Genomic DNA, 20,130 nt, shown 5'->3' on the forward strand with positions numbered 1-20,130 from the left:
GTCCGGGCGTCCCCGGGACGCCGTCCCCGTCCCAAGGGACGCCCGGGGTCACCGGCCGGTGGGTGCGGCCTCCGGGTCGGCGGACCGCGTCAGGACGGCGGCCCGGGTGGCCGGGTCGCTGACGGTCTCGGTGCAGGCGCTGCCGTTCTGCTGGGTGCCGCACACGCGCAGGGTGGTGTCGGCGGGGCTCGCGTCGACCATGGCCGAGTAGTTGTCGTAGCCCCAGTGGATGAGGGCGGTCTCGTGCAGGCCGGTGCCGGTGGTGATGGTGGCGCTGTCGCCCGGGCCGCCGTCGGTGATCCCGGCCCAGGCGGCGCGGCAGCGGTGGCTGTAGTGGACGTAGAGGATCACCTTGCCCACGTTGCCGGTCATCACGGTGCGCTCGTCGGCGTCGCACCCCATGGCGTGCGGGTCCTTGTCCTCGCACCCCGCGCCCTGGCACAGCGGTGCCGGTCCGGTGTCCGTGGCGGTCGCCGGTGGCGGCGGGGCCGCCCGGTCCTGCCGGTCGCCCCGGTCGCCGGGGGAGAGGACGGCGAGGAGGGCGAGCACGGCGGCGACCGCGAGGCCCAGCAGGGCGGCGGGCCGCCACCGGCGGGCGACCACCGGCGGGGCGACCACGGCCGCCACGGCCGGCACGGCTTCGGCTACCGGCTCCGCGGCGGATCGCCCGTCGGACTGCCCGTCGGCCGCCGCGCCGGACTCCCCGGGATCGGCGGACCCCGGCTGCCGGGCGGCCTCGGCCCGGCGCAGCAGCGCGTGCAGCCGGTCGCCGTCGCACTCCACCGCGGCGATCAGCGCGTCCAGGGCCTGCTCGCCGATGAGTCGCTTCCCGTTCGTCCACCGCTCCCAGGAGGCCTTGCTGAGACCGGTCCTGCGCCCGAGGTCGGCGAAGGACAGCCGGTGCGTGTCCTTGACCGCGCGGAGCTCTTCGGCCAGCGCCCGGGATTCGTCCGAGAGGTCGTCAGGGAACGGCTGCCAGCCCTTGCTCATGGCGTGATTACCTCGTGGGACGTGTCGGCGCGGGGAGCGGGAAAACTGATCGCCTTTCAGACTACTTCGTAAAGCGGAGGTATTCGGACCGTCTTCGATCCCTCCCGGTGGAGCTCGGTCGAGACCGCTCGACCCCGGTCGAACCCGGTCGTGTCCGGTCGATCCGGGGGTGGAGCGTCACCCTCCGTATGCCGGTGGTGTCTCAACTTGATCCGGGCCGGCGTCTCAAGTCGCAGCTCGGGGCGGTGAGACGTCCCGGAGACGGCTGGGGCGCCGGACGGCGGCTCGAATCTGCCCTGCCGATGTCGCAAAGTTGAACCTGCCGGTAACACCGGAGCCGGGGAGACCACTCTGATGAGCAGGGGCCGCCGACGGAAGGACGGGGACGACGGCCTCACGACACCACACCGATCACCTCGGATCACGTCAGAACGAAGCGGGGGACACAGCATGGGCAGCCGACAGGCAGCCGAGAACACGACTCCGGCCCCGGCCGGGGAGCTCACCAGGGAACTCCAGCTGCTGAAGGCCAGGTCAGGCCTGACGTACGCGGGGATCAGCGAACGCACGCACTACGCGAAGTCCTCGTGGGAGCGGTGGGTGAACGGCAAGCAATTCCCGCCGCGGGACGCCGTGGAGAGCATCGCCGGCGTCTGCGCGGGCGACACGGGGCGTCTGCTCGACCTCTGGAACAGGGCGGAGGCCTGCCGCACGGCTCACGGGGAGCCGGCCGGCGGAGCGGCCGGCGGTGCGGCCGAGGGCCGGGCGGCGGCCGGGCCCGCGGCGGTCGGAGCCGGCGGCAGTGTGCGGGCAGCGCGCACTGACGGCCGGCTGGGGTACCTGCTGCGGACGCCCGTCCCGCTCGGCCTGACGGTCGCGGCGGGGGTGGCACTGGCCGTCACCGGCAGGCGGGTGTTCCGCCGCGGGGCCTGACCGCCGCGCGGCCCGCGCCGCACACACCCGAGGCGCCGCACGCGCGAAGCCCGTGGGCCCCGACCCCCTGCGAGGGGTCGGGGCCCACGGGCCGCTCGCGTCGCACGCCCCGCTCGGGGCAGGGGACGGGGCGTCAGGCGACGCCGTCCTGCCACCACCAGGAGCCCGACCCGTAGGAGCCGTGCTCGACACGGCTGTCCACGTGCTGCCACGAGACGGTGTACGTCTCGAGGCCGGAGAAGCCGCAGGTCTCGGCGATCCGGTAGACGGCGAGCGTGGAGAGGCCCGACACGGCGATGTCCGCGGCGACGCCGTAGGTGTGCATCGAGTTGGCCGCGCCGCCGACCTGGGCGTTGTACGAGGTGCTGCGGAATCCGGAGTTGACGGTGATCGACCGGTCGCCGGCCTTCTTCCGCAGCGCCTCCAGCTTGTACATGGTGCGTCGGACGTTCTCCCGCACCTCGCCGGACCCGACGTTTCCGCCGCCGAAGCCCGCGCCGTCGTGGCTGGTGAACTCCGACCAGTTGAAGTGGGCGGTCGAGCCGTCCGACTTCTCGAGCGCGTTCAGCGCCCCGAAGGTCTGCGGGCCGGCCACGCCGTCGGCGCTCAGCCCGTACGCGGCCTGGAAGCGGCGCACGGCGGCGGCCGTGCCGGGCCCGAAGGAGCCGTCCACGGCCACGTAGGTCTGGGATGCGGAGTCCGCCGCCCAGCCCGCCACGCGGATCTGGAGCTCGGTCACGGCGGCTCCGGACGAGCCCTGGCCGAGGTTGCCGGACCACCCGTAGGCGGCCGCGGGGCGGGCGAGGGCCACGTCGGTGAGCGCCGCGATTCCGGCTGCGGCCACCGCGCCGGTGCCGTAGCGCAGCAGCGAGCGGCGGTCGAGGGGAGTGCTGTTCACATCGGTCTCCTCGGGGAGTGTTGCGTGGGCGGTGCCGGTCCGGTTGCGGCCGGGAGCTCCCCGGGCGGGCCCGGGGAGCTGCGGGACGTGCGGGAGGTGCGGGAGGGTGTGGGCGTCGTGCCCGTCCGGTCAGTACCAGTTGTGGGACTGCCAGAAGCTCCACGCCGAGCACGGGTCGCCGTAGCGGCTCTTGATGTAGTCCAGGCCCCAGGCCAGCTGGGTGGCCGGGTTGGTCTGCCAGTCGGAGCCGGCGGAGGCCATCTTGGTGCCCGGCAGCGCCTGCGGGATGCCGTACGCACCGGAGGACGGGTTGGTCGCGTAGACCTTCCAGCCGCTCTCGTGGACGTAGATCTGGTCCAGGCAGCCGAACTGGCCGTTGACGCTCCAGCCGTGGCTGCCGAACTTCCACTGGGCGGTGATCTGCACCGTCCGGGCGACGTGCAGCGCGTTCATGGTGGCCGGTCCGGCGACGCCGTCGGCGTCCAGGCTGTGGCCGCCCTGCCAGCTGGTGACGGCGCCGGCCGTCCCCTGGCCGTAGGCGCCGTCGGCGCTCGTGCCGACGGCCCGCTGGACCTCGGCGACCTTGTTGTGCAGGGCGAGTTCGGTGCGGGCGCCGTAGACGCCGTCCTCGTCGAGCCCGTTGTCGTGCTGGAAGCTGCGCACCGCGGCCTTGGTGTTCGGGCCGTAGGTGCCGTCGACGCCGCTGGCGGGCAGGTAGCCGATGCCGGCCAGGTTGCGCTGGACCCAGGTGGTCGAGTCCTGCGCCTGTGCCTGGGCGGGCAGCAGGGCCAGGGTGACGAAGGCCAGGGTGGCTGCGGCGGCTCCGCGCGCGGCCGAGATTCGTATCACGGTCATCCCCTCCGGGTGCCTGTCGGGTGATCAGGCGGTGCCGCCAACTCTCCGTGCCGCCGGGGCGTCCCACCAGGCTTCACGGCGTCCCTGGGACGTCCCACCTGCGGGTGGAGACACCCCGGCCGGTTCGGTGGAGACAGCTGCTGACCAGGCCGGTTCGGGCGCCGACGCGGCCCGCCCCGCACGGCGTCGGAGTCCGTGCGGGGCGGGGGAACGGCGAGGGGAGCGGGGTGTCAGGCGAGCAGCCGGCTCCAGGTGCGGGCGTCCACCACGCCGTCCGCGGGCAGGCCCGCCGACTTCTGGAAGGTCACCACGCCGGCCTGGGTGCCCGGCCCGAAGGAGCCGTCGACCGTCAGCGCGACGCCGTGCGCGACGAGCTGGCTCTGCACGGCGGTCACCGCGCTGCCGGAGGCGCCGCGGGTGAGCGGGGAGACGGCCTGGCTCCACGTCTGGTTGCCGGCGACGCCGTCGGCGGCGGCGTGCGTGGTGTTCTGGAAGGCGGTGACGGCGGCCTGCGTGGCGGGGCCGTAGGAGCCGTCCACGGTCAGGGTCGCGCCGTGCTGCACCAGCAGGTACTGGAGGGTCTTGACCTTCTCCCCGGAGGCGCCGTTGGAGAGCATCGGCCACACCGGTCCGGTCGGGTCCCCGCCGATCCGCGCGGCCACGTCGCGGCGGATCTGCGGGATGAGCGCGTAGAGGCGGTCGCCGGGGCACTCGGTGTTGTTGAAGTCCCGGTGGCCGTAGACCTGGTAGGCGCGCAGCCCGTACTGCTGGCAGATGTAGGTGATCAGGCCGACGAGCGCGGTGTACTGCTCGCTGCGCGGGTCGACGGTGCTGTAGGTGCCCTCGTTCTCGATGCCGATGGCCACCGTGTTCTGCGACGTGCAGTGCGCCGACTCCACGTGCTGGGTGCCGCTGCGCAGCGTGGAGAGGCTGTTGTGGCGGCCCTCGACGACGTAGCCGCCGCGGCTGACGGTGAAGTGCTGGCCGGTGTCGATCCAGCCCTCGCTGTCCATCTGGTAGGTCTGCATGGAGCGGGCCAGGGAGAACGCGGCGGCCTGCGAGTAGTCCGTGGTGTTGGCGGTCGCGGTGTGGTGCACGATCACCTTGTCGGGCGCGCCGGCCAGCACGTTGATCGGGCTGCTGGACGGGCGGGCGCCCCACGTGCCGGTGTCGGCGATCGTCGGGCCGGTGGCGGTCTGCCGGGCGGTGGCGGCCTGGGCCGCGGTGGCGGGCAGGGCGGTGCCGAGCAGGGCGCCGGTGCCGAGCGCGAGCGCACCGGCCAGGACGGAACGGCGGCCGGGGAGGGACGGGGCGGAGTCCTGGGTCATCGGGTGGTACCTGTTTCCTGGCTGTCGGGAGGTGGGCGGGAAGGCCGCCGCCCCCGGCCGGTCGGTGGCGCGGGGGCGGCGTCGGGTCCGGTGCGGGGGCCGGTCGGCCGGGAGCCGCCCGGCCGACCGGCGTGCGTGGGCGGCGGCATCGGCCGCGCCGCTGCCCCGGGTGGGGCGGGGCGGAGCGGGCTCAGCCGTCGCGTCGTGCTCCGGTCAGGAGGAAGTGGGCAGCGCGGCGCGGCACTTGGCGTCCTGGTCCTCGTCGCCGTAGCCGAGCAGGAGGTCCCCGGTGCGCGGGCCCACGATGCCGTCGGCGTACTTGGCGCCGCTGATCAGCCGGCCCTGGAACCAGACCACCGCGTTCTTGGTCTTCGGGCCCCAGTAGCCGTCCTCGTCGATGTGCGGGTACCAGCTGTTCTGGGCGAAGTGGTTGATGTCGTGCTGGACGCACCACACCGCCGTCCAGTTGTTGGCCTGGTGGTCACCGACGTAGCCGACCTGCGTGTTGGCGCTCGCGGTGCCGGCCAGCATCGTCACGGTGACGGCGGAGGCCGCCGCCACCACGGCGGCGCGCTTGGCCAGGGTACGGATCACCACGGTTCTCCTCGGGGTTCGTGCGGTCCGCCCCCTCGGCGGACCCTTCGCTCGCCACGCTAGGAGCGGCAGGGCCCCGGCCACCACGGTTCGCCGTCCCGGGACGGTCCCCGGAGCGTCCCGGGACGGCGGCGTGGGACGCGCGGCGGTCCGGGACGTGCCACCGGCCCGGTGCGGGGGTCCGCGCCGGGCCGGAAGTGCGGGTGGGGCGTCAGCAGTTGTTGAGGATGCCGGTCAGCGCGGTCTTCTCGGCGCTGTCCACGGTGAGGTTGTAGTACTGCTTGACCTGCACCCAGGCCCGGGCGTACGTGCACTGGTACGAGGCCTGGGGCAGCCACTCGGCGGGGTCGCGGTCGCCCTTGGAACGGTTGCTGCTCGCGGAGACCAGGAGCAGCTGCGGCCGGCTGACGTCGTTGGCGAACGCCTGGCGCTGGGCGGTGGTCCAGGCCCACGCCCCGGAGGCCCAGGCCTCCGCCAGCGGCACCAGGTGGTCGACGTCGAAGGACGACGGGTTGGTGGTGGTGACGTTGTCATAGACGGAGGACCAACTGCCGCCGGTGGCCTTGCAGGAGGTGTCGGTGGTGACGTTGCTGCCGTCGCGCTTGACGATCCACTCGCGGGTGTCGCAGGTGCCGCTGATGGTGATCCAGGCCGGGAACAGCGTCCGGTCGTAGCTGTCGCCGTGGGTCTCGGCGGTGGCGGGCATCCCGGCGAGGTAACTGCGGGCGGTGGCGGCGGATATCGGGGTGGGCAGCGCGGCCTGGGCGGGGGCGACCGCGGTGAGCACGGTGGCGGCGGTGAGCGCGGCGACGGCGGGGGCCGTGGTCAGGAACCGGCGGATGGATATGGAGGGGGCCATGGCGAACGCTCCGTCATCAGATAGTAAAAACTGGTGAGTTGCGTGCGCTAGTGTGCCGACCCTTTGGCTACGCGGGTAGACCCGGGACGGGAAATTCCTGGTGACCTCCGGTGCGGACCGGGACAATCGGGGCTTACGGCAGGGGAGACGGCCGCGCGGCCGAGCGCGCGCCGACCGCGGCGCGAGCGGCGGAAGCCGCGGGATCGGCGCGAGCGGTGGGCTCGGCGGGATCGACGCGACCGGTGCGAGCGGCGGGATCGGCGCGAGCGGTGGGGGCGGCGGGATCGGCGCGAGGCCTCGGCGGACGCCGCCGCGACCCGGGACCGGTTCCCTCGTGACCGAGCGGACGGCGGGAGCGCCCCGGGCCGGCCGACCGCCTCGGCCGCGCTGCGCCCGGGTGTCCGAAGGCGTTCACTCGGGGGAGGGGCGTCATCACCCGGATGCCCCAGTCCGGTTGCGGTTCCGTGCGGAATGTGCGGATTCGTGTGCAAACCTTGGCGCGGCGCCTCCCCGTGGGGGCGTCCGCCCGCGCCGTCGAACGGTCCACCGGTCGGTCGGGGGCCCGGGGCGAGGACCAGACACCAACCAAGAGGACATCAGATGTCGCTTCGTGGGAACATCCGCAAGCTCGCCGTGGTCACGGCGGTCGTCGGCGCCGTCGTCGCGGTGCCGACCGCGGCCGTGGCGGGCGGTCACCACGCGTCCGGCTCGTCGAGCTCGGCCAGCCTGGAGTCGGGTTCGGCTGGTGTCGGCCTGTTCGGCCCGCACGCCAACTGGCTCAACGCCCACCAGCACGAGGACGAGTTCGAGATCGGCGGCTGACCGCTCGTGATCGGCTGAGCCCGGGGACCGCCGCGCGGTCCCCGGGCTCACGCCTGTCCGGCGGGGGCGCCGCTCCGGCTACCCCCGCCGGGCCGCCGTCCTCCCGCGGGGTCCTCCGGTCACCCCCGCCGGGCCGCCGCGGCGTTCCGGCTCACACCTGTTCGACCGGGACGCGCTCGCCCGGCCCCGTCGTCCGGGAGAGCCGGCTGGGCCACCACATGTGCCGGTCGATGTCCATGGTGAGCGCGGTGACCAGCACCGACCGCACCACCAGGGTGTCGATCAGGACGCCCAGCGCCACCGCGAACCCGATCTCGGCGAAGCCCACCACCGGCAGCGTGCCGAGCACGGCGAAGGTGCTGGCCAGGATCAGGCCGGCCGAGGTGATCACCCCACCGGTGGCGGACAGGCCGGTCAGCGCCCCCTGCCGGGTGCCGTGGTGGACGGCCTCCTCCCGGACGCGCGTCATCAGGAAGATGTTGTAGTCGATCCCCAGGGCGACGAGGAAGACGAACACGAACAGCGGGAACGCGTTGTCCTGGCCCTCGAAGTGGAAGACGTGCTCGAAGAAGAAGGCGCTGATCCCGAGCGTCGCGGCGAAGGACAGCACCACGGTGGCGATCAGCACCAGCGGCCCGGTGAGCGCCCGGAGCAGGATGGTCAGGATGACCAGCACCACCCCGAGCACCAGCGGGATGATCGCCCGGTTGTCGGCGGCGGCGGCGCGCCCGGCGTCCAGGATGACCGCCGTGCTGCCGCCGACCTTGGCGTCCGCGCCCGGGACGGCGTGGACGGAGGCCCGCACCCGGTCGACGGTGTCCTTGGCGGCCTGGCTGTCCGGCGGGTCGGTGAGCGTGGCCTGGAACAGCGCCTGCCCCTCGTGGGCGACCGGCGGTGAGGTGGCCGCCACGCCGGCGGTCGCCCCGGCGGCGGCCCGGACGGCCGGGGCCCCGGCCTCGGTCGAGATGATCGTCAGCGGCGCACCCGTCCCGCCGGGGAAGTGCTGTTCCAGCACCTGCTGGCCGACCACCGAGTCCGGTGTGCCGGTGAAGCTCCCGGCGGTGCTGAGCCCGGTGGCGTTGAGCGAGACCAGCCCGATGCAGCAGGCCGCGAGGGCCAGCGCGGTGCCGATCCAGACGGAGCGCGGCCGGCGGCCGATCCACGCCCCGATGTGCGCCCAGCGGCCGGTCCTGGTCGGTTCCGGGGTGTCGTAGTCGGGCTTGACCGGCCAGAACACCCACCGTCCGGCGATCACCAGCAGGGCCGGCAGCAGGGTCAGCATGGCGAACAGGGCGACGAGCACGCCGATCGCGCAGACCGGTCCGAGGCCGCTGGTGGAGTTCATCTCGGCGATCAGCAGGCAGAGCATCGAGGCGACCACCGTCGCCGAGGAGGCGAGGATGGCGGGCCCGGCCCGGTGCAGGGCGAAGGCCATCGCCTCGTGCCGGTCCTCGTGCCGGCGCAGCTCCTCGCGGTAGCGGGCGGTGAGCAGCAGCGCGTAGTCCGTCCCGGCGCCGAGGACCAGCACGATCAGGATTCCGGCGCTCTGCGCGTTGACGGTCAGTCCGGTGTGTTCGGCGAGCAGGTAGATGATCGCCTGGGAGACGATCAGCGCGCCGGCGGCGGAGACCAGCGGCAGCGCCCACAGCACCGGGCTGCGGTAGGTGAGCAGCAGCAGGACGATCACCACGCTGACGGTGGCGGCCAGCAGGGTGCCGTCGATGCCCGCGAAGGCCTCGGCCTGGTCGGCGCCGACCCCGGCGGGGCCGGTCACGTGGGTGGTCATGCCGTTGCTGCCGTCGGCGGCCGTGCTGCGCATGCTGTCGACGGCGGGCTTGAGGTCGTTCCAGCCGTTGGTGCCGATGTCGACCGGCACGATGGTCTGCATGGCCTGGCCGTCGGCCGATACCACCGGGCCGACCACCGTCCCGACCACGTGCGGGGCGGAGGCGAAGGCCGTGGCGTCGCGGGCGGCCTCGGCCCGGTCGGCCGGGGTGATGCCGCCCGGCCGCTGGTACACCACCACCGCCTGCGCGGTGTCCACCGGCTGGAAGGCCCGCTGTTCGGTGAGCACCCGGGTGGACTCGGCGTCGCCGGGCAGCCAGCTGGAGGCCTGGTTGTCCTCGGCGCCCATCAGCTTCCCGGCGAGCGGGCCGGTGGCGATCAGCAGCACCAGCCACAGGCCGAGCACCACCCACTTGCCCCGGCGCCCGCACGGCAGGGCGGCGAGCCGCCCGGCCGGGCTCATCGGCGCTCCCCGGTGCCCGGTCGGCCCGGTCGGCCCGGTACGGCCGGGGCCTGCGCCCGCGCGCACCGTTGGACGTCTGGCTGGCAACGCTCACTCATGGGAAGTCCCCCACAGGGCCGGAGGCGGTACGCGCTCCAGCCTCGCACCGGTGGCGGCGCCCGGCAGCCCGGGTGGGTCAGACGTGGACGGCGGCCCGGTCGCGCAGCTCCTTGAGCAGGGCGATGTCGGCCGCGTGCCCGGTGCCGTCCCCGCCGTGCTTGCGGTCCGGGGTCTCCACGACCAGCGGGACGCCCGCCGTCTCCGGGTGCTCGAACAGCTCGCGGAACGGCTCCGCGCCGATCATCCCGGCGCCGATGTTGGCGTGCCGGTCCTTGCGGGCGCCGACGACGTCCTCGGAGTCGTTCGCGTGGATGAGCCGCAGCCGGCCCGGGCCGGCCGCGGCGGCCAGCGCGTCGAGCGCGGCCGTGACGCCGCCGGGCTCCGCGAGGTCGTGGCCGGCGGCGAAGGCGTGGCAGGTGTCCAGGCAGACGCCGACCCTGGGGTGGCCGTCCAGCGCCTCGACGTACTCGGCGAGCTGCTCCAGCCGGGAGCAGAGCGAGTTGCCCTGGCCGGCGGTCGGCTCCAGCAGCAGCCAGGGGGCGTCCCCGCCGAGGGCGTCCAGTTCGTCCAGCAGCGGCCGCACGTCGGCCCGGACCTGGGCCATCGCCTCGGCCCGGCGGGAGCCGCCGCCGGGCGCGGTGCCGACGGCCGAGCCGGTGTGCAGGACGACGCCGAGCGCGCCGATCGCGTGCCCGCGGCGCAGGGAGTGGCGCAGCGAGTCGGCGGAGCGTTCGCGGGTGGCGGGGTTGTCCGAGCCGAAGTTGATCAGGTAGGGCGCGTGCACCCAGGCGGGGACGCCCTGCTCGGCGCAGGTGGCCCGGAACTCCTCGTCCTGGGCCGGGTTGCCGGGGGGAGTGGCCCAGCCGCGCGGGTTGGCCACGAACACCTGCACCGTCTCGGCGCCGACCCGCCGCGCGTAGGCCAGGCCCGTCCCGGCGAGCCCGCGGGCGGCCACCGGGACGTGGGCGCCGATCGGGTTGCGGACGGTGCTGAGCGGCGCGGCGGGTGCGGTGGTCATGGCCCCGAGGATGTCACGCGGCCGCCACCCCCGCCGCGCGCCCCGGCCGGCCGTCCGTGCCCCCGCCGCGCACCCCGGCCACGCGGTCGGCCGACGCCCCGTCAGTCCCGCAGCCCAGCCCTGGTGGCGGGCCCACCCGGCCGCCCTTAGCGTCGACTCGGCCGCACCCACCGGCCGTCACCACCCGCACACGGCGCGTCAACGCGTGCGCCGCGTCGGTCCCAGTCCCGCACACCGCGTACCACAGCGCCGCCCGGCCGGCCCCGGCCGCATCCCCGAGCGCGCCGGAGAGACAGGTCACCACTCATGCCCACGCGACGGGTCCACCACCTCGCCGCGGCCGCCGCGGCCGCCACCACCGCCCTGACCACCGCCCTCGCCACCCTGGCCGCCGTGCCCGCGGCGCACGCCGCCGAGCAGGGCACGCTGCACCTCGTCCCCGCGGGCGCATCGGTGCAGCAGGCCGTCGACGCCGCGAAGTCCGGCGACACGATCCAGCTCCTCCCCGGCACCTTCCGCGGCAGCGTCCGCATCACCACGCCCGGCCTCACCCTGCGGGGCTCCGGCCCGGCCAGCGTGATCACCCCCGGGGACGGCACGGAGAACGCCTGCGCCACCGCCGGGCACGGCATCTGCGTGGTCGGCACCGAGGCGGCCCCGCTGGCGGACGTCACGGTCGAGGCCCTCGCCGTCACCGGCTTCACCAGGAACGGCATCGACGCCAGCGGCACCACCGGCCTGGCCGTGCGCGCCACCTACGTCCACGACAACGCCCAGCAGGGCATCAGCCAGGAGATGTCCACCCGGGCCGCCATCGTCGGCAACCGCTCGGTCGACAACGGCCAGTCCGGCGTGTTCCTGGCCAACTACGCCTACCGCGAGGGCGGCGCGCCCGACACCGGCGGGACCGTCGTGGAGGGCAACGTGCTGACCGGCAACCGGGTCGGCGTCACCGTCCGCCGCCTGCGCGGGCTCGCCGTCCAGGGCAACGAGATCACCGGCAACTGCGGCGGCGTGTTCGTGGTCGGCGACGAGGGCGTCCCGCGGGCCGGGGACCTCGACGTCCGGAAGAACCGGGTCGTCGCCAACAACCGGTTCTGCCCGGCCAACCCGCGCCTGGGCGCCATCCAGGGCGCCGGCATCGTGCTCACCGGCACCGAGGACACCCGGGTCACCGACAACGAGGTGCACGACAACGTCGGCAGCTCGGACTTCTCCGGCGGCATCGTGCTGTTCAAGAGCGTCGTCGGCGTCTCCAACGCCCGGGCGACCGTCTCCGACAACCGCCTGAGCGGCAACAGCCCGGCCGACATCGCCGACCGCGACACTGCCGGCGCCAACACCTTCTCCCGCAACACCTGCGACCGCTCCGAGCCTTCCGGCCGCTGCTGAGCCCGTGCCCCGCCGGCCCCGCACCCGGACCGCGCCCGACCCCGGCCACCCCACCCGTCGACAAGGAAGACCGCCCATGACCACCGCACCCGCCACCAGTCCCCAGGCCGCGATGCGCCTGCGCGAGCTCGTCTTCGGCGCCGCCTGCGCCGCGGCCGTCCGCGCGGCCGCCCGGCTCGGCGTGGCCGACGCCCTCGGGGACACCCCGACCGCCGTGACCGACCTCGCCGCCGCCCTGGACACCGAGCCCCGCCAGCTGCGCCGGCTGATGCGCGCGCTCACCTGCTACGGCATCTTCGCCGAGACCGCCGACGACCGCTTCGAGCACACCGAGATGTCCCGGCTGCTGCGCGAGGACGCCCCCAACTCGCTGCGCTACATCTCCCTCTGGTGCACCGAGCCGTGGACCTGGGAGGCCTGGCCCAAGCTGGACGAGGCGGTGCGCTCCGGCCGCAACGTCTTCCCCGAGCTGTTCGGCAAGGAGTTCTTCGACTACCTGCACAGCGACGGGGGCGACTCCGCCAAGGTCTTCGACAAGGCGATGACGACCTCCAGCCGGCAGTCCGCCCAGGACTTCGCCGAGTACCTGGACCTCACCGGCGTGGACTCGGTGGTCGACATCGGCGGCGGCCAGGGCCACGTCCTGGCCAGCCTGCTGGAGAAGCACCCGGCCCTGCACGGCACCCTGCTGGACCTGCCCAAGGTGGTCGCCGGCGCGGACGCCCGGCTGCAGGACGGCGGCGCGTTCTCCGCCCGCGCCCGGCTGGTGCCCGGCGACTGCCGGATCGACATCCCGGTCCGCGCCGACCTCTACATCATCAAGAACATCCTGGAGTGGGACGACGAGAGCACCCGGCGCACCCTCGCCAACGTGGTCGCCGCCGCCCGTCCGGGGGCCCGGGTCGTGGTGGTGGAGAACCTGGTCGACGACAGCCCGTCGATGCGCTTCACCACGGCGATGGACCTGCTGCTGATGCTCAACGTCGGCGGCGCCAAGCACTCCGAGGCGAGCATGGTGCGGCTGATGGAGGAGGCCGGACTGGACGTCGCGGTCGTCCGCCCCGTCAACCCCTACCTGCACGCCTTCGAGGCCACCGTGCGCGGCTGAGCGGCACCCGCGCGCGACGGAACGGACGACCGCCGGCCCCCGAGGGGACCGGCGGTCGTCCGCGTCCGGGGTCCGTCAGGCCTTGCGCGAGGACTCCAGGTGCGCGAAGACCACCACGTTGTCGAGGTAGTCCTTCCGCTTCTTGTCGTAGGTGCCGCCGCAGGTGATCAGCCGCAGCTGGGCGTCGGGCGTCTTCCCGTAGACCTTCTGGTCGGGGAAGGCGTTCTTGGCGTAGGTCTCCACCTCGTCCACCGCGAACACCGCGACCGTGCCGTCCGCGCGGGTCACCTCGACCTTGTTGCCCGGCAGCAGCAGGCTCAGCAGCAGGAACACCGCCGGGCCCTTGGTGGTGTCCACGTGCCCGGCGACCACCGAGCTGCCGCGCTCGCCGGGGGTGACGCCGTCCCGGTACCAGCCGACCAGGTTCTTGTCGTCCGGCGGCGGCGCGTTGAGCTGGCCGGCCGCGTTGAGGGTCAGCTCGGTGAACGGTGCGTCCACCCCGATCTGCGGGATCCGCAGCCGGGTGGGCTTGGCGGGCTTCAGCGCCGGTGCCGCGGGCGCGGCCGCCGGGCTCGGCTTCGCGGCGGCCGGCGACGTCGCGGCGGCGGGCGTCGTCGGCCCCGGGGTGGCCGGTGCGGACGCCGCCGGGGGAGCGGCCGGGGCGGCCGCCGGGTCGTCGGCCGGCTCGGTGTCCACCGAGTTGTAGATCAGCAGCAGACCGACCGCCGCCGCGCCCATCCCCCCGCGCAGCAGTCGGGGCATTCCGGAGACGGGACCGCCCATCGCTCCTTCTCCTCCTCGTCTCTCCTCGTCCGGGGGCGCTCACGGACCCCCGCAACGGCGCGCCGCCCCCGTGCGCCCCACCCGTGAGGGGGAGGCGCCCAGAGGCGGCAGCGTCGGCGTCAGGCGGTGGCGCCGGCGGAGGTGCGGCGGCCGCGGCGCAGCGCGACCGCCCCGGCGCCCAGGCCGCCGAGCAGCAGCACCGCGCCGGAGGCGAGCCCGCCGCCGGACAGGGCCAGCCCGCCGCCGCCGGTGTGCACGCCGCCGTGCGGGGTCTTGGAGTCCTCGCCCTTGCCCTCGTAGCCCTTGCCCTCCGAGCCCTTCCCCTCGGAGCCCTTGCCCTCGTAGCCCTTGCCTTCGGAGCCCTTGCTGTCCATGGGCTTGCCGTCGGAGGCCTTGTGCTCCTCTGTGGGCGCGCTCCCGGCCTTCTTGTCGTCGTAGCTCTTCGAACTGTCGGTCCCGGTGTTCTTGTCCGACTTCTCCTGCCAGGTGAGGTTCTTGCCCTGGTCGGAGGAGCCGTCGGCGAAGGCCATGGGGGCGCCGACGGTGAGGACGGCGGCGACGGCCGCTCCGGTGAGCAGCGTGCGTGCAGAACGCATGAGGATGATCCTTCCGATCCGCGGACCCGTCGCGACCGCCGGCACGTCGCCGGACAAGTGGACTCGCGAGGGGTGCGCCTGAACTACCGTCATCCACCGTGCGGCCGCCTGCCACCGGAGCGTGGCAGTGCCGGTACGCTCCGTGCGCCCTTCGGGTGGAGTCTCGGGTGTGTTCACCCGAGTGCCCCGGCGGTCCGGGTGAATCGGCCCCGCGGCCGGTGCGGACCCGTCGTCCGGCGCCGCCCCGCGGCCGGTGCGGACGTGCCGGACGCGCGCGTGGGCCCGCCCCCGGCGGAGAGCCGGGGGCGGGCCCAGGACGTGCGGAGCGGTGAGCGGGCTCAGCGTTCCCAGCGGTAGAACTCGCGCGCCATCGCGTCCTTCGGCTCGCGCCAGGTGGCGGGGTCGTAGGCCTGGACGAAGGCGGTCAGGCGGTCGCTGACGGACCGGAACTCCGGGTGGCCGACGACCTTGGAGACGGCCGGGCCCGGCGGGCGGTCGGCCTCGATGAGGTGCAGGTAGACGTCACCGAACTGGAAGAGGCTGCGGCCGGTGACCCCGATCAGGTGCGGCAGTTCGCCCTGGTCGGACGCGGCGAACACCTCGGCGATGTCCGGGGCGGCCTCCGGCTTCATCCGGGCGACGATCAGCGCGCGGTGCGTCCCGGTCACTTCTCCTCCGCCCGCTTCTCGACCTTCTCGCGGATCAGCTGCATCTGGATCCGGGAGTTCTTGTTGATGTGGTTGACCATGCCGTCGTCGTCGACCGGGGCGGTGGGCTTCATCGCGAAGTCCTGGATCCAGCGCATCCGGGTCCCGGCCGGGACCTCGGCGTACTCCCAGCGGATGTCCATGAACTCGAACGGGCCGGGCTCGACCCGGCGGGCGCTCACCGCGAGCCCGGCCTTGTCGGTGGTGCGCTCGGAGACCCAGCTCCACACCTGGCCGTTCTCGTCCGGGTGCATGGTGAGCCGGAACCGGACGCTGTCGCCCTCGCGCTGCAGCACCTCGACCGAGGCGTACTCGCTGAAGAGGTCCGGCCAGTTCTCCAGGTCGTTGGTGATCTCCCAGACCAGGTCCAGGGGGGCGGCGATGACGATCTCGTTGTCCGTGTGTCCGGGCATCTCAGGCACCCGCCTTCGCGGCCAGGGAGGTGTTGACCAGCTCCAGGAACTCGGCGGGGCTCTTGGCCGACTCGGCGCCCGAGGTGACCTTGAGGTTGTGCCGGTTCTCCAGCTCGCCGACGACGCCGAGCAGTCCGAGCGAGTCGACGCCGAAGTCGTCGAACTGGGCGCCCGGGCGCTCCAGGTCCAGCGGGTCGACGGAGACGCCGGCCCGGGTCTGGATCAGGGCGGCCAGTTCGGGATAGCTGAGGGTGTTGCTCACGGGGGTGTCCCTTCAGACTGGGGTGGTGCGGTGGGGGTTCAGGCCGCGTCCCCGCGCCGGAGCACCAGCGCGGAGTTGGAGCCCATCAGCCCGCGGCTGAGCACCAGTGCGGTGCGCAGTTCGGCCGGACGGGCGCGGCCGGTCACCAGGGCGAGCTCGTGGCAGACCTCGGTGACGTTGGGGGTGGGCGGCAGCACGCCGTCCTCCATGGCCAGGACGGCGGCGGCCACGTCGAGCATCGGGGCGCCGCAGTAGGCCCTGCCGATCCCGGACTTGGGTGCGGTGACCGGCACGTTCTCGGCGGACGGGCCGAGCGCGTCGGCCAGGGCGAGCGCCTCGGCCCGGTCGGCGGCCGGGACGCCGAGCGCGTCCGCGAAGACCACGTCGATCTCCTCGGGCGCGATCCTGGCCTCGTCCAGGGCGATCCGGATCGCGGCGGCCAGCCCCTCGCGGGAGGCCTCCCAGCGGGAGGCCCCGGAGAAGGTGGCGCCGTGCCCGGCCAGGTGGGCCCGGACGGTGGCGCCGCGCCGCCGGGCGGCCTGCTCGTCCTCCAGCAGCAGCATCGCGCCTCCCTCGGCGGGGGCGAAGCCGCAGGCCTGTGCGGTGAACGGCAGGTAGGCCCGTTCGGGCCGGTCGGCGAGGCTCAGCTCGGGGTAGCCGAGCTGGCAGACCATCGAGTACGGCGCCAGCGGGGCCTCGGCCGCGCCGACCACCACCGCGTCGGTGCCGCGCTCGATCGAGCGGGCGGCGTGCGCGAGCGCGTCCAGGCCGCCGGCCTCGTCGGCGGCGACCACCCCGCAGGGGCCCTTGTAGCCGCCGCGGATCGAGATCTGGCCGGTGCTGGCCGCGTAGAACCACGCGATGGACTGGTACGGGCCGACGAACTGCGGCCCCTGGCCCCAGAGCTGCTGGAGCTCGCGCTGGCCGAACTCGCCGCCGCCGGAGCCGGCCGCGGTGACCACGCCGACCGCGAAGGGCTGTTCGGGGTCGGGTCGGAACCCGGCGTCCGCCACCGCGAGGTCGGCGGCCGCCATCGCGTAGTGCGTGAACCGGTCGGTCTGCACCAGGTAGCGGCTGTCGATCGCGGCCCGCGGTTCGAAGTCCTGCACCTGGCCCGCGATGCGCAGCGGCAGCCCGGTGCAGCCCTCGCGGGATATCCGGTCGAGGACGCTCACGCCCTGCCTGGTGGCCTTCCAGAAGGCGTCGGCCCCCACGCCGTTCGGCGCCACCACGCCGAGGCCGGTGACCACCGCCCGGCGGCCCTGCTGACGTGACGTCATGGAACTCACCCCGTTCTGTTGAGCACGACGGCGGACTGGAATCCGCCGAATCCGCTGCCGACCGAGAGGATGTGGCTCAGCGGCAGCTCACGCGCGGTGCGCGGCACGTAGTCGAGGTCGCACTCCGGGTCCGGCGTCTCGTAGTTGGCCGTCGGCGGGACCACGCCGTGGGCCAGCGCCAGCGTGCAGGCGACCACCTCGATGGCGCCGATCGCGCCGAGCGAGTGCCCGACCATCGACTTGATCGAGCTCATCGGGGTGCCGAAGGCGTGCGCCCCGAGCGAGCGCTTCACGGCGGCGGTCTCGTGCCGGTCGTTCTGCTTGGTGCCCGAGCCGTGCGCGTTGACGTAGTCGACGTCGGTGCGGTCGACCCGGGCGTGGGCGAGCGCGTCGTCGATCGCCCGGGACATCTCCAGCCCCTCCTGGGTGAGGCCGGTCATGTGGTAGGCGTTGCCGAAGGTGGCGAAGCCGCCGACCTCGCCGTAGATCCGGGCGCCGCGGCGGCGGGCGTGCTCCAGCTCCTCCAGCACCAGGACGGCGCCGCCCTCGCCGAGGACGAAGCCGTCCCGGTGGGCGTCGAAGGGGCGGGAGGCGTGCGCCGGGTCGTCGTTGCGCTCGCTGGTGGCCTTGATGGCGTCGAAGCAGGCGACGGTGATCGGTGAGATCGGGGAGTCGGAGGCGCCGGCGATGCAGATGTCGGCGCGCCCCTCCTCGACGGCCTGGAAGCCGTAGCCGATCGCGTCGAGGCCGGAGGTGCAGCCCGTCGAGACGGTCTGCACCGGCCCGTGCGCGCCGGTCCGTTCGGCGACCGCGGAGGCCAGCGTGCTGGGCGCGAAGGCCCGGTGCAGCTGCGGTTCGGCCCGGCGGTGGTCGACGTCCCAGCGGGCGCCGCCGGCGCTGACCAGGGCGTAGTCGTGCTCCAGCCGGGTGGTGCCGCCGACGGCGGTGCCGAGCGAGACGGCGATCCGCCACGGGTCCTCGGCGGCCAGGTCCAGGCCCGCGTCGGCGATCGCCTCGTCCGCCGCGACCATCGCGAACTGCACGTAGCGGTCGGCCCGTTGGACCTCGTCGGGGCCCAGCCCGTGTGCCGCCGGGTCGAAGTCGCACTCGGCGGCGATCCGGGAGCGGAACCCGGTGGGGTCGAAGAGGGTGATGCCCCGGGTGGCGGTGCGTCCGGCGGTGAGGAGGTCCCAGAAGGCCGGGACCCCGACACCGCCGGGTGCGACCACACCGATCCCGGTGACGGCGACGCGCCGCGTCACGAGGCCACCTTGGCGTGTTCCGGCGGGCCGGAGGCGGCGGTCTCCTCGGTGTCGACGTGGCCGAGTTCGGGGCGCGGGGCGAGCGGGCCGAGGTGGAAGACCATCCTGGCCTCGGTGTCGCCGACGTTGCGGAACCGGTGGCGCATGTTGATCGGGATCATCAGGCCCTGGTTGGGCTTGATCACGCGGGTCTCGCCGTCCAGGTCCACCTCCAGGTCGCCGCAGACCACGAACACGAACTCCTCGGAGTACGGGTGGTAGTGCTCGCCGATCCGTTCGCCGGGCTGGACGATCGCCAGGCCCATGAACCCGCTGGTCGCCCCGCAGGTGGTCGGGGTGAGCATGGCGCGCAGGTCGCCGCCGCGCCGACGGTTCTCCGGCGCCTCGTCGACGTTGACGATCCGTGGGTACTGCGTAGTCATGGTGTTGCCTCCGAAGTGAATGACGGAACGTCAGCTGTTCTGGGAGCTCCGGTCGGTGACCGGGTTCATGGCGCGGGCGGCGAGCACCGCGGAGAGTCCGGCGACGGTGCGCAGGTCACCCTGCGGGCCGAGGTCGAGCAGACGGGAGAGCTCGGCGGCCTCCTGGTCGCCGGCCACGCCCAGGGCCGCCGCCGGGTCGGCCTCGGCGGGGACCCGCAGGTCGACCAGGCGCACCACGACGTCCTCCCGCTGGAAGACGGTGCCCGCGGCGACCGGGCCGGTGGGGTCGGCGGTGGCCAGGTTGTCGTGCTCGGCGAGCAGTTCGGCGACGGCCCGCCCCTGGCCGGGCCGGACGGGGTACAGCACCGCGTGCCGGTGCAGCCGGGCGGCGGCGGGGGAGCTGGCGATGGCCTGGTGCTTGGCGGGCAGTGCGGCCCGGGCGAAGAAGGCGCGCGCGGCCTGCGGGTCGCCCAGCTGGCGGTGCTCCTCCAGGTACGGGTTGATCGCCTCCTCGACGGCCCGCACCTCGGGCTGCATGGCCACGTGGCGCAGCGCGTCGCCGAGGCTGCCGATCACCTCGACGGCCCGGACCACGCGGTTGCCGTGCATGAACAGCGAGGTGCGGCGCAGCCGGGTGTGCTCGTCCACCTCGGCCCGCGGGGAGGCGTAGCCGGACAGGATCCGGGCGACCTCGGGCTCGCTTCCGGGCTTCACGGTGAACGTGAGCGCGTGCCGGACGACGCCGTCGGGGCCGGGCTCGGCCTTCGGCGGGCCGACGTGCGCGGCGGGCTCGCTGCGCGGCAGGCCGGGCGGGACCTCCATCGGGGCCCGGGTGCCGGTGGAGGTCCCGCCCGAGGTCTCGCGCAGGATGGCGTAGCGCAGCGAGCGGAAGTTGTCGCTGACGCAGCCGTGCATCGGTTTGACCATCTCGCGGTGGGCCGGGCTGTCCACCCACTGCAGGAAGGTCTCCTGGTCCTCCCACTCGCTGGTGATCAGCCACTGGCGGGGGTCGTTGATCGACTGGCACAGCTGGTCGCTGACATGGCCGGGCACCGAGGCCACCTGGTGGCGCAGCTGCTCGTAGACGTCGAGGAAGCGCTGCTGGGCGCCGTCCTGGATCTCCAGCATCAGCACCACCCGGAGCCGGGTGTCGGACTCGGAGTGCTGCTCGCTCTGAGGTTCGGACAGAGTTGTCATGATCCACTTTCTGCTCTGGGCCGCACGCTGCGGGCCGTGGCGGGCCGCGTCCGGCGGGTGCTCC

Annotated in this window: 21 protein-coding genes and 1 pseudogene; 4 read left to right on the plus strand and 18 right to left on the minus strand. The window is 74.2% G+C overall.

The window, feature by feature from the left end:
- Window positions 1–48: 48 nt before the first annotated feature.
- Complete coding sequence (locus ACIRS1_RS14705) at window positions 49–990, minus strand: helix-turn-helix domain-containing protein (RefSeq protein WP_402839427.1); 942 nt, start codon at window positions 988–990, stop codon at window positions 49–51.
- Between the two features lie 450 nt (window positions 991–1,440).
- Here ACIRS1_RS14705 and ACIRS1_RS14710 point away from each other — a divergent pair, with 450 nt between their 5' ends.
- Window positions 1,441–1,923 carry a helix-turn-helix domain-containing protein gene (locus tag ACIRS1_RS14710; protein WP_402839429.1) on the plus strand — a complete coding sequence of 161 codons (483 nt, stop codon included), beginning with the start codon at window positions 1,441–1,443 and terminating at the stop codon, window positions 1,921–1,923.
- 133 nt (window positions 1,924–2,056) lie between these two features.
- On the opposite strand, the gene ACIRS1_RS14715 is transcribed toward ACIRS1_RS14710, so the two are convergent.
- From ACIRS1_RS14715 to ACIRS1_RS14740, 6 genes and pseudogenes are all read right to left on the minus strand, one after another.
- Window positions 2,057–2,821 carry a D-Ala-D-Ala carboxypeptidase family metallohydrolase gene (locus tag ACIRS1_RS14715; protein WP_387903968.1) on the minus strand — a complete coding sequence of 255 codons (765 nt, stop codon included), beginning with the start codon at window positions 2,819–2,821 and terminating at the stop codon, window positions 2,057–2,059.
- A gap of 129 nt (window positions 2,822–2,950) precedes the next feature.
- Entirely contained in the window at window positions 2,951–3,415 is a 465-nt protein-coding gene (locus ACIRS1_RS14720; protein ID WP_402839684.1) for a peptidoglycan-binding protein, read from the minus strand.
- Between the two features lie 18 nt (window positions 3,416–3,433).
- Window positions 3,434–3,676, minus strand: a pseudogene (locus ACIRS1_RS14725) (peptidoglycan-binding protein); the annotation flags it as partial.
- A 230-nt stretch (window positions 3,677–3,906) separates the two neighbouring features.
- On the minus strand, window positions 3,907–5,004 hold the full coding sequence (locus ACIRS1_RS14730; protein WP_402839431.1) for an N-acetylmuramoyl-L-alanine amidase: 1,098 nt from the start codon (window positions 5,002–5,004) through the stop codon (window positions 3,907–3,909).
- Window positions 5,005–5,217: 213 nt separating this feature from the next.
- Window positions 5,218–5,601, minus strand: coding sequence for a peptidoglycan-binding domain-containing protein (locus tag ACIRS1_RS14735; RefSeq protein ID WP_360211368.1), 384 nt, complete (start codon window positions 5,599–5,601; stop codon window positions 5,218–5,220).
- A gap of 208 nt (window positions 5,602–5,809) precedes the next feature.
- The gene (locus ACIRS1_RS14740; RefSeq protein ID WP_402839433.1) at window positions 5,810–6,457 is read right to left on the minus strand and encodes an HNH endonuclease family protein; all 648 of its coding nucleotides are present in this window, start codon (window positions 6,455–6,457) and stop codon (window positions 5,810–5,812) included.
- 600 nt (window positions 6,458–7,057) lie between these two features.
- On the opposite strand from ACIRS1_RS14740, the gene ACIRS1_RS14745 reads away from it, so the two are divergent.
- Complete coding sequence (locus tag ACIRS1_RS14745) at window positions 7,058–7,279, plus strand: hypothetical protein (protein WP_360211364.1); 222 nt, start codon at window positions 7,058–7,060, stop codon at window positions 7,277–7,279.
- A 151-nt stretch (window positions 7,280–7,430) separates the two neighbouring features.
- Here the strand turns inward: ACIRS1_RS14745 and ACIRS1_RS14750 are convergent, their stop codons facing one another.
- Together ACIRS1_RS14750 and ACIRS1_RS14755 are read right to left on the minus strand one after the other, a co-directional pair.
- Window positions 7,431–9,527 (minus strand): MMPL family transporter, encoded by a 2,097-nt coding sequence (locus ACIRS1_RS14750; RefSeq protein ID WP_402839435.1) that lies wholly within the window; start codon window positions 9,525–9,527, stop codon window positions 7,431–7,433.
- A 175-nt stretch (window positions 9,528–9,702) separates the two neighbouring features.
- Window positions 9,703–10,644, minus strand: coding sequence for a deoxyribonuclease IV (locus ACIRS1_RS14755; RefSeq protein ID WP_402839437.1), 942 nt, complete (start codon window positions 10,642–10,644; stop codon window positions 9,703–9,705).
- A gap of 306 nt (window positions 10,645–10,950) precedes the next feature.
- Here ACIRS1_RS14755 and ACIRS1_RS14760 point away from each other — a divergent pair, with 306 nt between their 5' ends.
- Together ACIRS1_RS14760 and ACIRS1_RS14765 are read left to right on the plus strand one after the other, a co-directional pair.
- On the plus strand, window positions 10,951–12,036 hold the full coding sequence (locus ACIRS1_RS14760) for a nitrous oxide reductase family maturation protein NosD (RefSeq protein WP_387903979.1): 1,086 nt from the start codon (window positions 10,951–10,953) through the stop codon (window positions 12,034–12,036).
- A gap of 76 nt (window positions 12,037–12,112) precedes the next feature.
- Window positions 12,113–13,144 (plus strand): methyltransferase, encoded by a 1,032-nt coding sequence (locus ACIRS1_RS14765; RefSeq protein WP_387903982.1) that lies wholly within the window; start codon window positions 12,113–12,115, stop codon window positions 13,142–13,144.
- Window positions 13,145–13,219: 75 nt separating this feature from the next.
- Here the strand turns inward: ACIRS1_RS14765 and ACIRS1_RS14770 are convergent, their stop codons facing one another.
- From ACIRS1_RS14770 to ACIRS1_RS14810, 9 genes are all read right to left on the minus strand, one after another.
- Entirely contained in the window at window positions 13,220–13,927 is a 708-nt protein-coding gene (locus ACIRS1_RS14770) for a class F sortase (protein ID WP_402839440.1), read from the minus strand.
- Window positions 13,928–14,046: 119 nt separating this feature from the next.
- Window positions 14,047–14,523 carry a hypothetical protein gene (locus ACIRS1_RS14775; RefSeq protein WP_402839443.1) on the minus strand — a complete coding sequence of 159 codons (477 nt, stop codon included), beginning with the start codon at window positions 14,521–14,523 and terminating at the stop codon, window positions 14,047–14,049.
- A gap of 338 nt (window positions 14,524–14,861) precedes the next feature.
- A complete protein-coding gene (locus ACIRS1_RS14780; protein WP_360211350.1) occupies window positions 14,862–15,191 on the minus strand; it encodes a TcmI family type II polyketide cyclase in 330 nt (109 codons plus the stop codon).
- On the minus strand, window positions 15,188–15,643 hold the full coding sequence (locus tag ACIRS1_RS14785; protein WP_360211348.1) for an SRPBCC family protein: 456 nt from the start codon (window positions 15,641–15,643) through the stop codon (window positions 15,188–15,190). Before ACIRS1_RS14785 ends, ACIRS1_RS14780 begins: the two co-directional genes overlap by 4 nt.
- 1 nt (window position 15,644) lies before the next feature.
- A complete protein-coding gene (locus ACIRS1_RS14790) occupies window positions 15,645–15,905 on the minus strand; it encodes an acyl carrier protein (protein WP_360211346.1) in 261 nt (86 codons plus the stop codon).
- 38 nt (window positions 15,906–15,943) lie between these two features.
- Window positions 15,944–17,185 (minus strand): beta-ketoacyl synthase N-terminal-like domain-containing protein, encoded by a 1,242-nt coding sequence (locus tag ACIRS1_RS14795; protein WP_402839445.1) that lies wholly within the window; start codon window positions 17,183–17,185, stop codon window positions 15,944–15,946.
- Window positions 17,186–17,190: 5 nt separating this feature from the next.
- Window positions 17,191–18,447, minus strand: a complete 1,257-nt coding sequence (locus ACIRS1_RS14800) for a beta-ketoacyl-[acyl-carrier-protein] synthase family protein (RefSeq protein WP_360211342.1) — start codon at window positions 18,445–18,447, stop codon at window positions 17,191–17,193.
- Window positions 18,444–18,869 carry a cupin domain-containing protein gene (locus ACIRS1_RS14805; RefSeq protein WP_360211340.1) on the minus strand — a complete coding sequence of 142 codons (426 nt, stop codon included), beginning with the start codon at window positions 18,867–18,869 and terminating at the stop codon, window positions 18,444–18,446. Before ACIRS1_RS14805 ends, ACIRS1_RS14800 begins: the two co-directional genes overlap by 4 nt.
- 30 nt (window positions 18,870–18,899) lie before the next feature.
- Window positions 18,900–20,066 (minus strand): SchA/CurD-like domain-containing protein, encoded by a 1,167-nt coding sequence (locus ACIRS1_RS14810; protein WP_402839447.1) that lies wholly within the window; start codon window positions 20,064–20,066, stop codon window positions 18,900–18,902.
- Between the last annotated feature and the right edge of the window lie 64 nt (window positions 20,067–20,130).

This window comes from Kitasatospora sp. NPDC101176 (assembly GCF_044768035.1).
GTDB lineage: Bacteria > Actinomycetota > Actinomycetes > Streptomycetales > Streptomycetaceae > Kitasatospora.

Coding starts and splice junctions, on each gene's coding strand:
- ACIRS1_RS14705 (WP_402839427.1), bottom strand. CDS start 990: ATGAGCAAGGGCTGGCAGCCGTTCCCTGACGACCTCTCGGACGAATCC.
- ACIRS1_RS14710 (WP_402839429.1), top strand. CDS start 1,441: ATGGGCAGCCGACAGGCAGCCGAGAACACGACTCCGGCCCCGGCCGGG.
- ACIRS1_RS14730 (WP_402839431.1), bottom strand. CDS start 5,004: ATGACCCAGGACTCCGCCCCGTCCCTCCCCGGCCGCCGTTCCGTCCTG.
- ACIRS1_RS14740 (WP_402839433.1), bottom strand. CDS start 6,457: ATGGCCCCCTCCATATCCATCCGCCGGTTCCTGACCACGGCCCCCGCC.
- ACIRS1_RS14745 (WP_360211364.1), top strand. CDS start 7,058: ATGTCGCTTCGTGGGAACATCCGCAAGCTCGCCGTGGTCACGGCGGTC.
- ACIRS1_RS14750 (WP_402839435.1), bottom strand. CDS start 9,527: ATGAGCCCGGCCGGGCGGCTCGCCGCCCTGCCGTGCGGGCGCCGGGGC.
- ACIRS1_RS14755 (WP_402839437.1), bottom strand. CDS start 10,644: ATGACCACCGCACCCGCCGCGCCGCTCAGCACCGTCCGCAACCCGATC.
- ACIRS1_RS14760 (WP_387903979.1), top strand. CDS start 10,951: ATGCCCACGCGACGGGTCCACCACCTCGCCGCGGCCGCCGCGGCCGCC.
- ACIRS1_RS14765 (WP_387903982.1), top strand. CDS start 12,113: ATGACCACCGCACCCGCCACCAGTCCCCAGGCCGCGATGCGCCTGCGC.
- ACIRS1_RS14770 (WP_402839440.1), bottom strand. CDS start 13,927: ATGGGCGGTCCCGTCTCCGGAATGCCCCGACTGCTGCGCGGGGGGATG.
- ACIRS1_RS14775 (WP_402839443.1), bottom strand. CDS start 14,523: ATGCGTTCTGCACGCACGCTGCTCACCGGAGCGGCCGTCGCCGCCGTC.
- ACIRS1_RS14785 (WP_360211348.1), bottom strand. CDS start 15,643: ATGCCCGGACACACGGACAACGAGATCGTCATCGCCGCCCCCCTGGAC.
- ACIRS1_RS14795 (WP_402839445.1), bottom strand. CDS start 17,185: ATGACGTCACGTCAGCAGGGCCGCCGGGCGGTGGTCACCGGCCTCGGC.
- ACIRS1_RS14805 (WP_360211340.1), bottom strand. CDS start 18,869: ATGACTACGCAGTACCCACGGATCGTCAACGTCGACGAGGCGCCGGAG.
- ACIRS1_RS14810 (WP_402839447.1), bottom strand. CDS start 20,066: ATGACAACTCTGTCCGAACCTCAGAGCGAGCAGCACTCCGAGTCCGAC.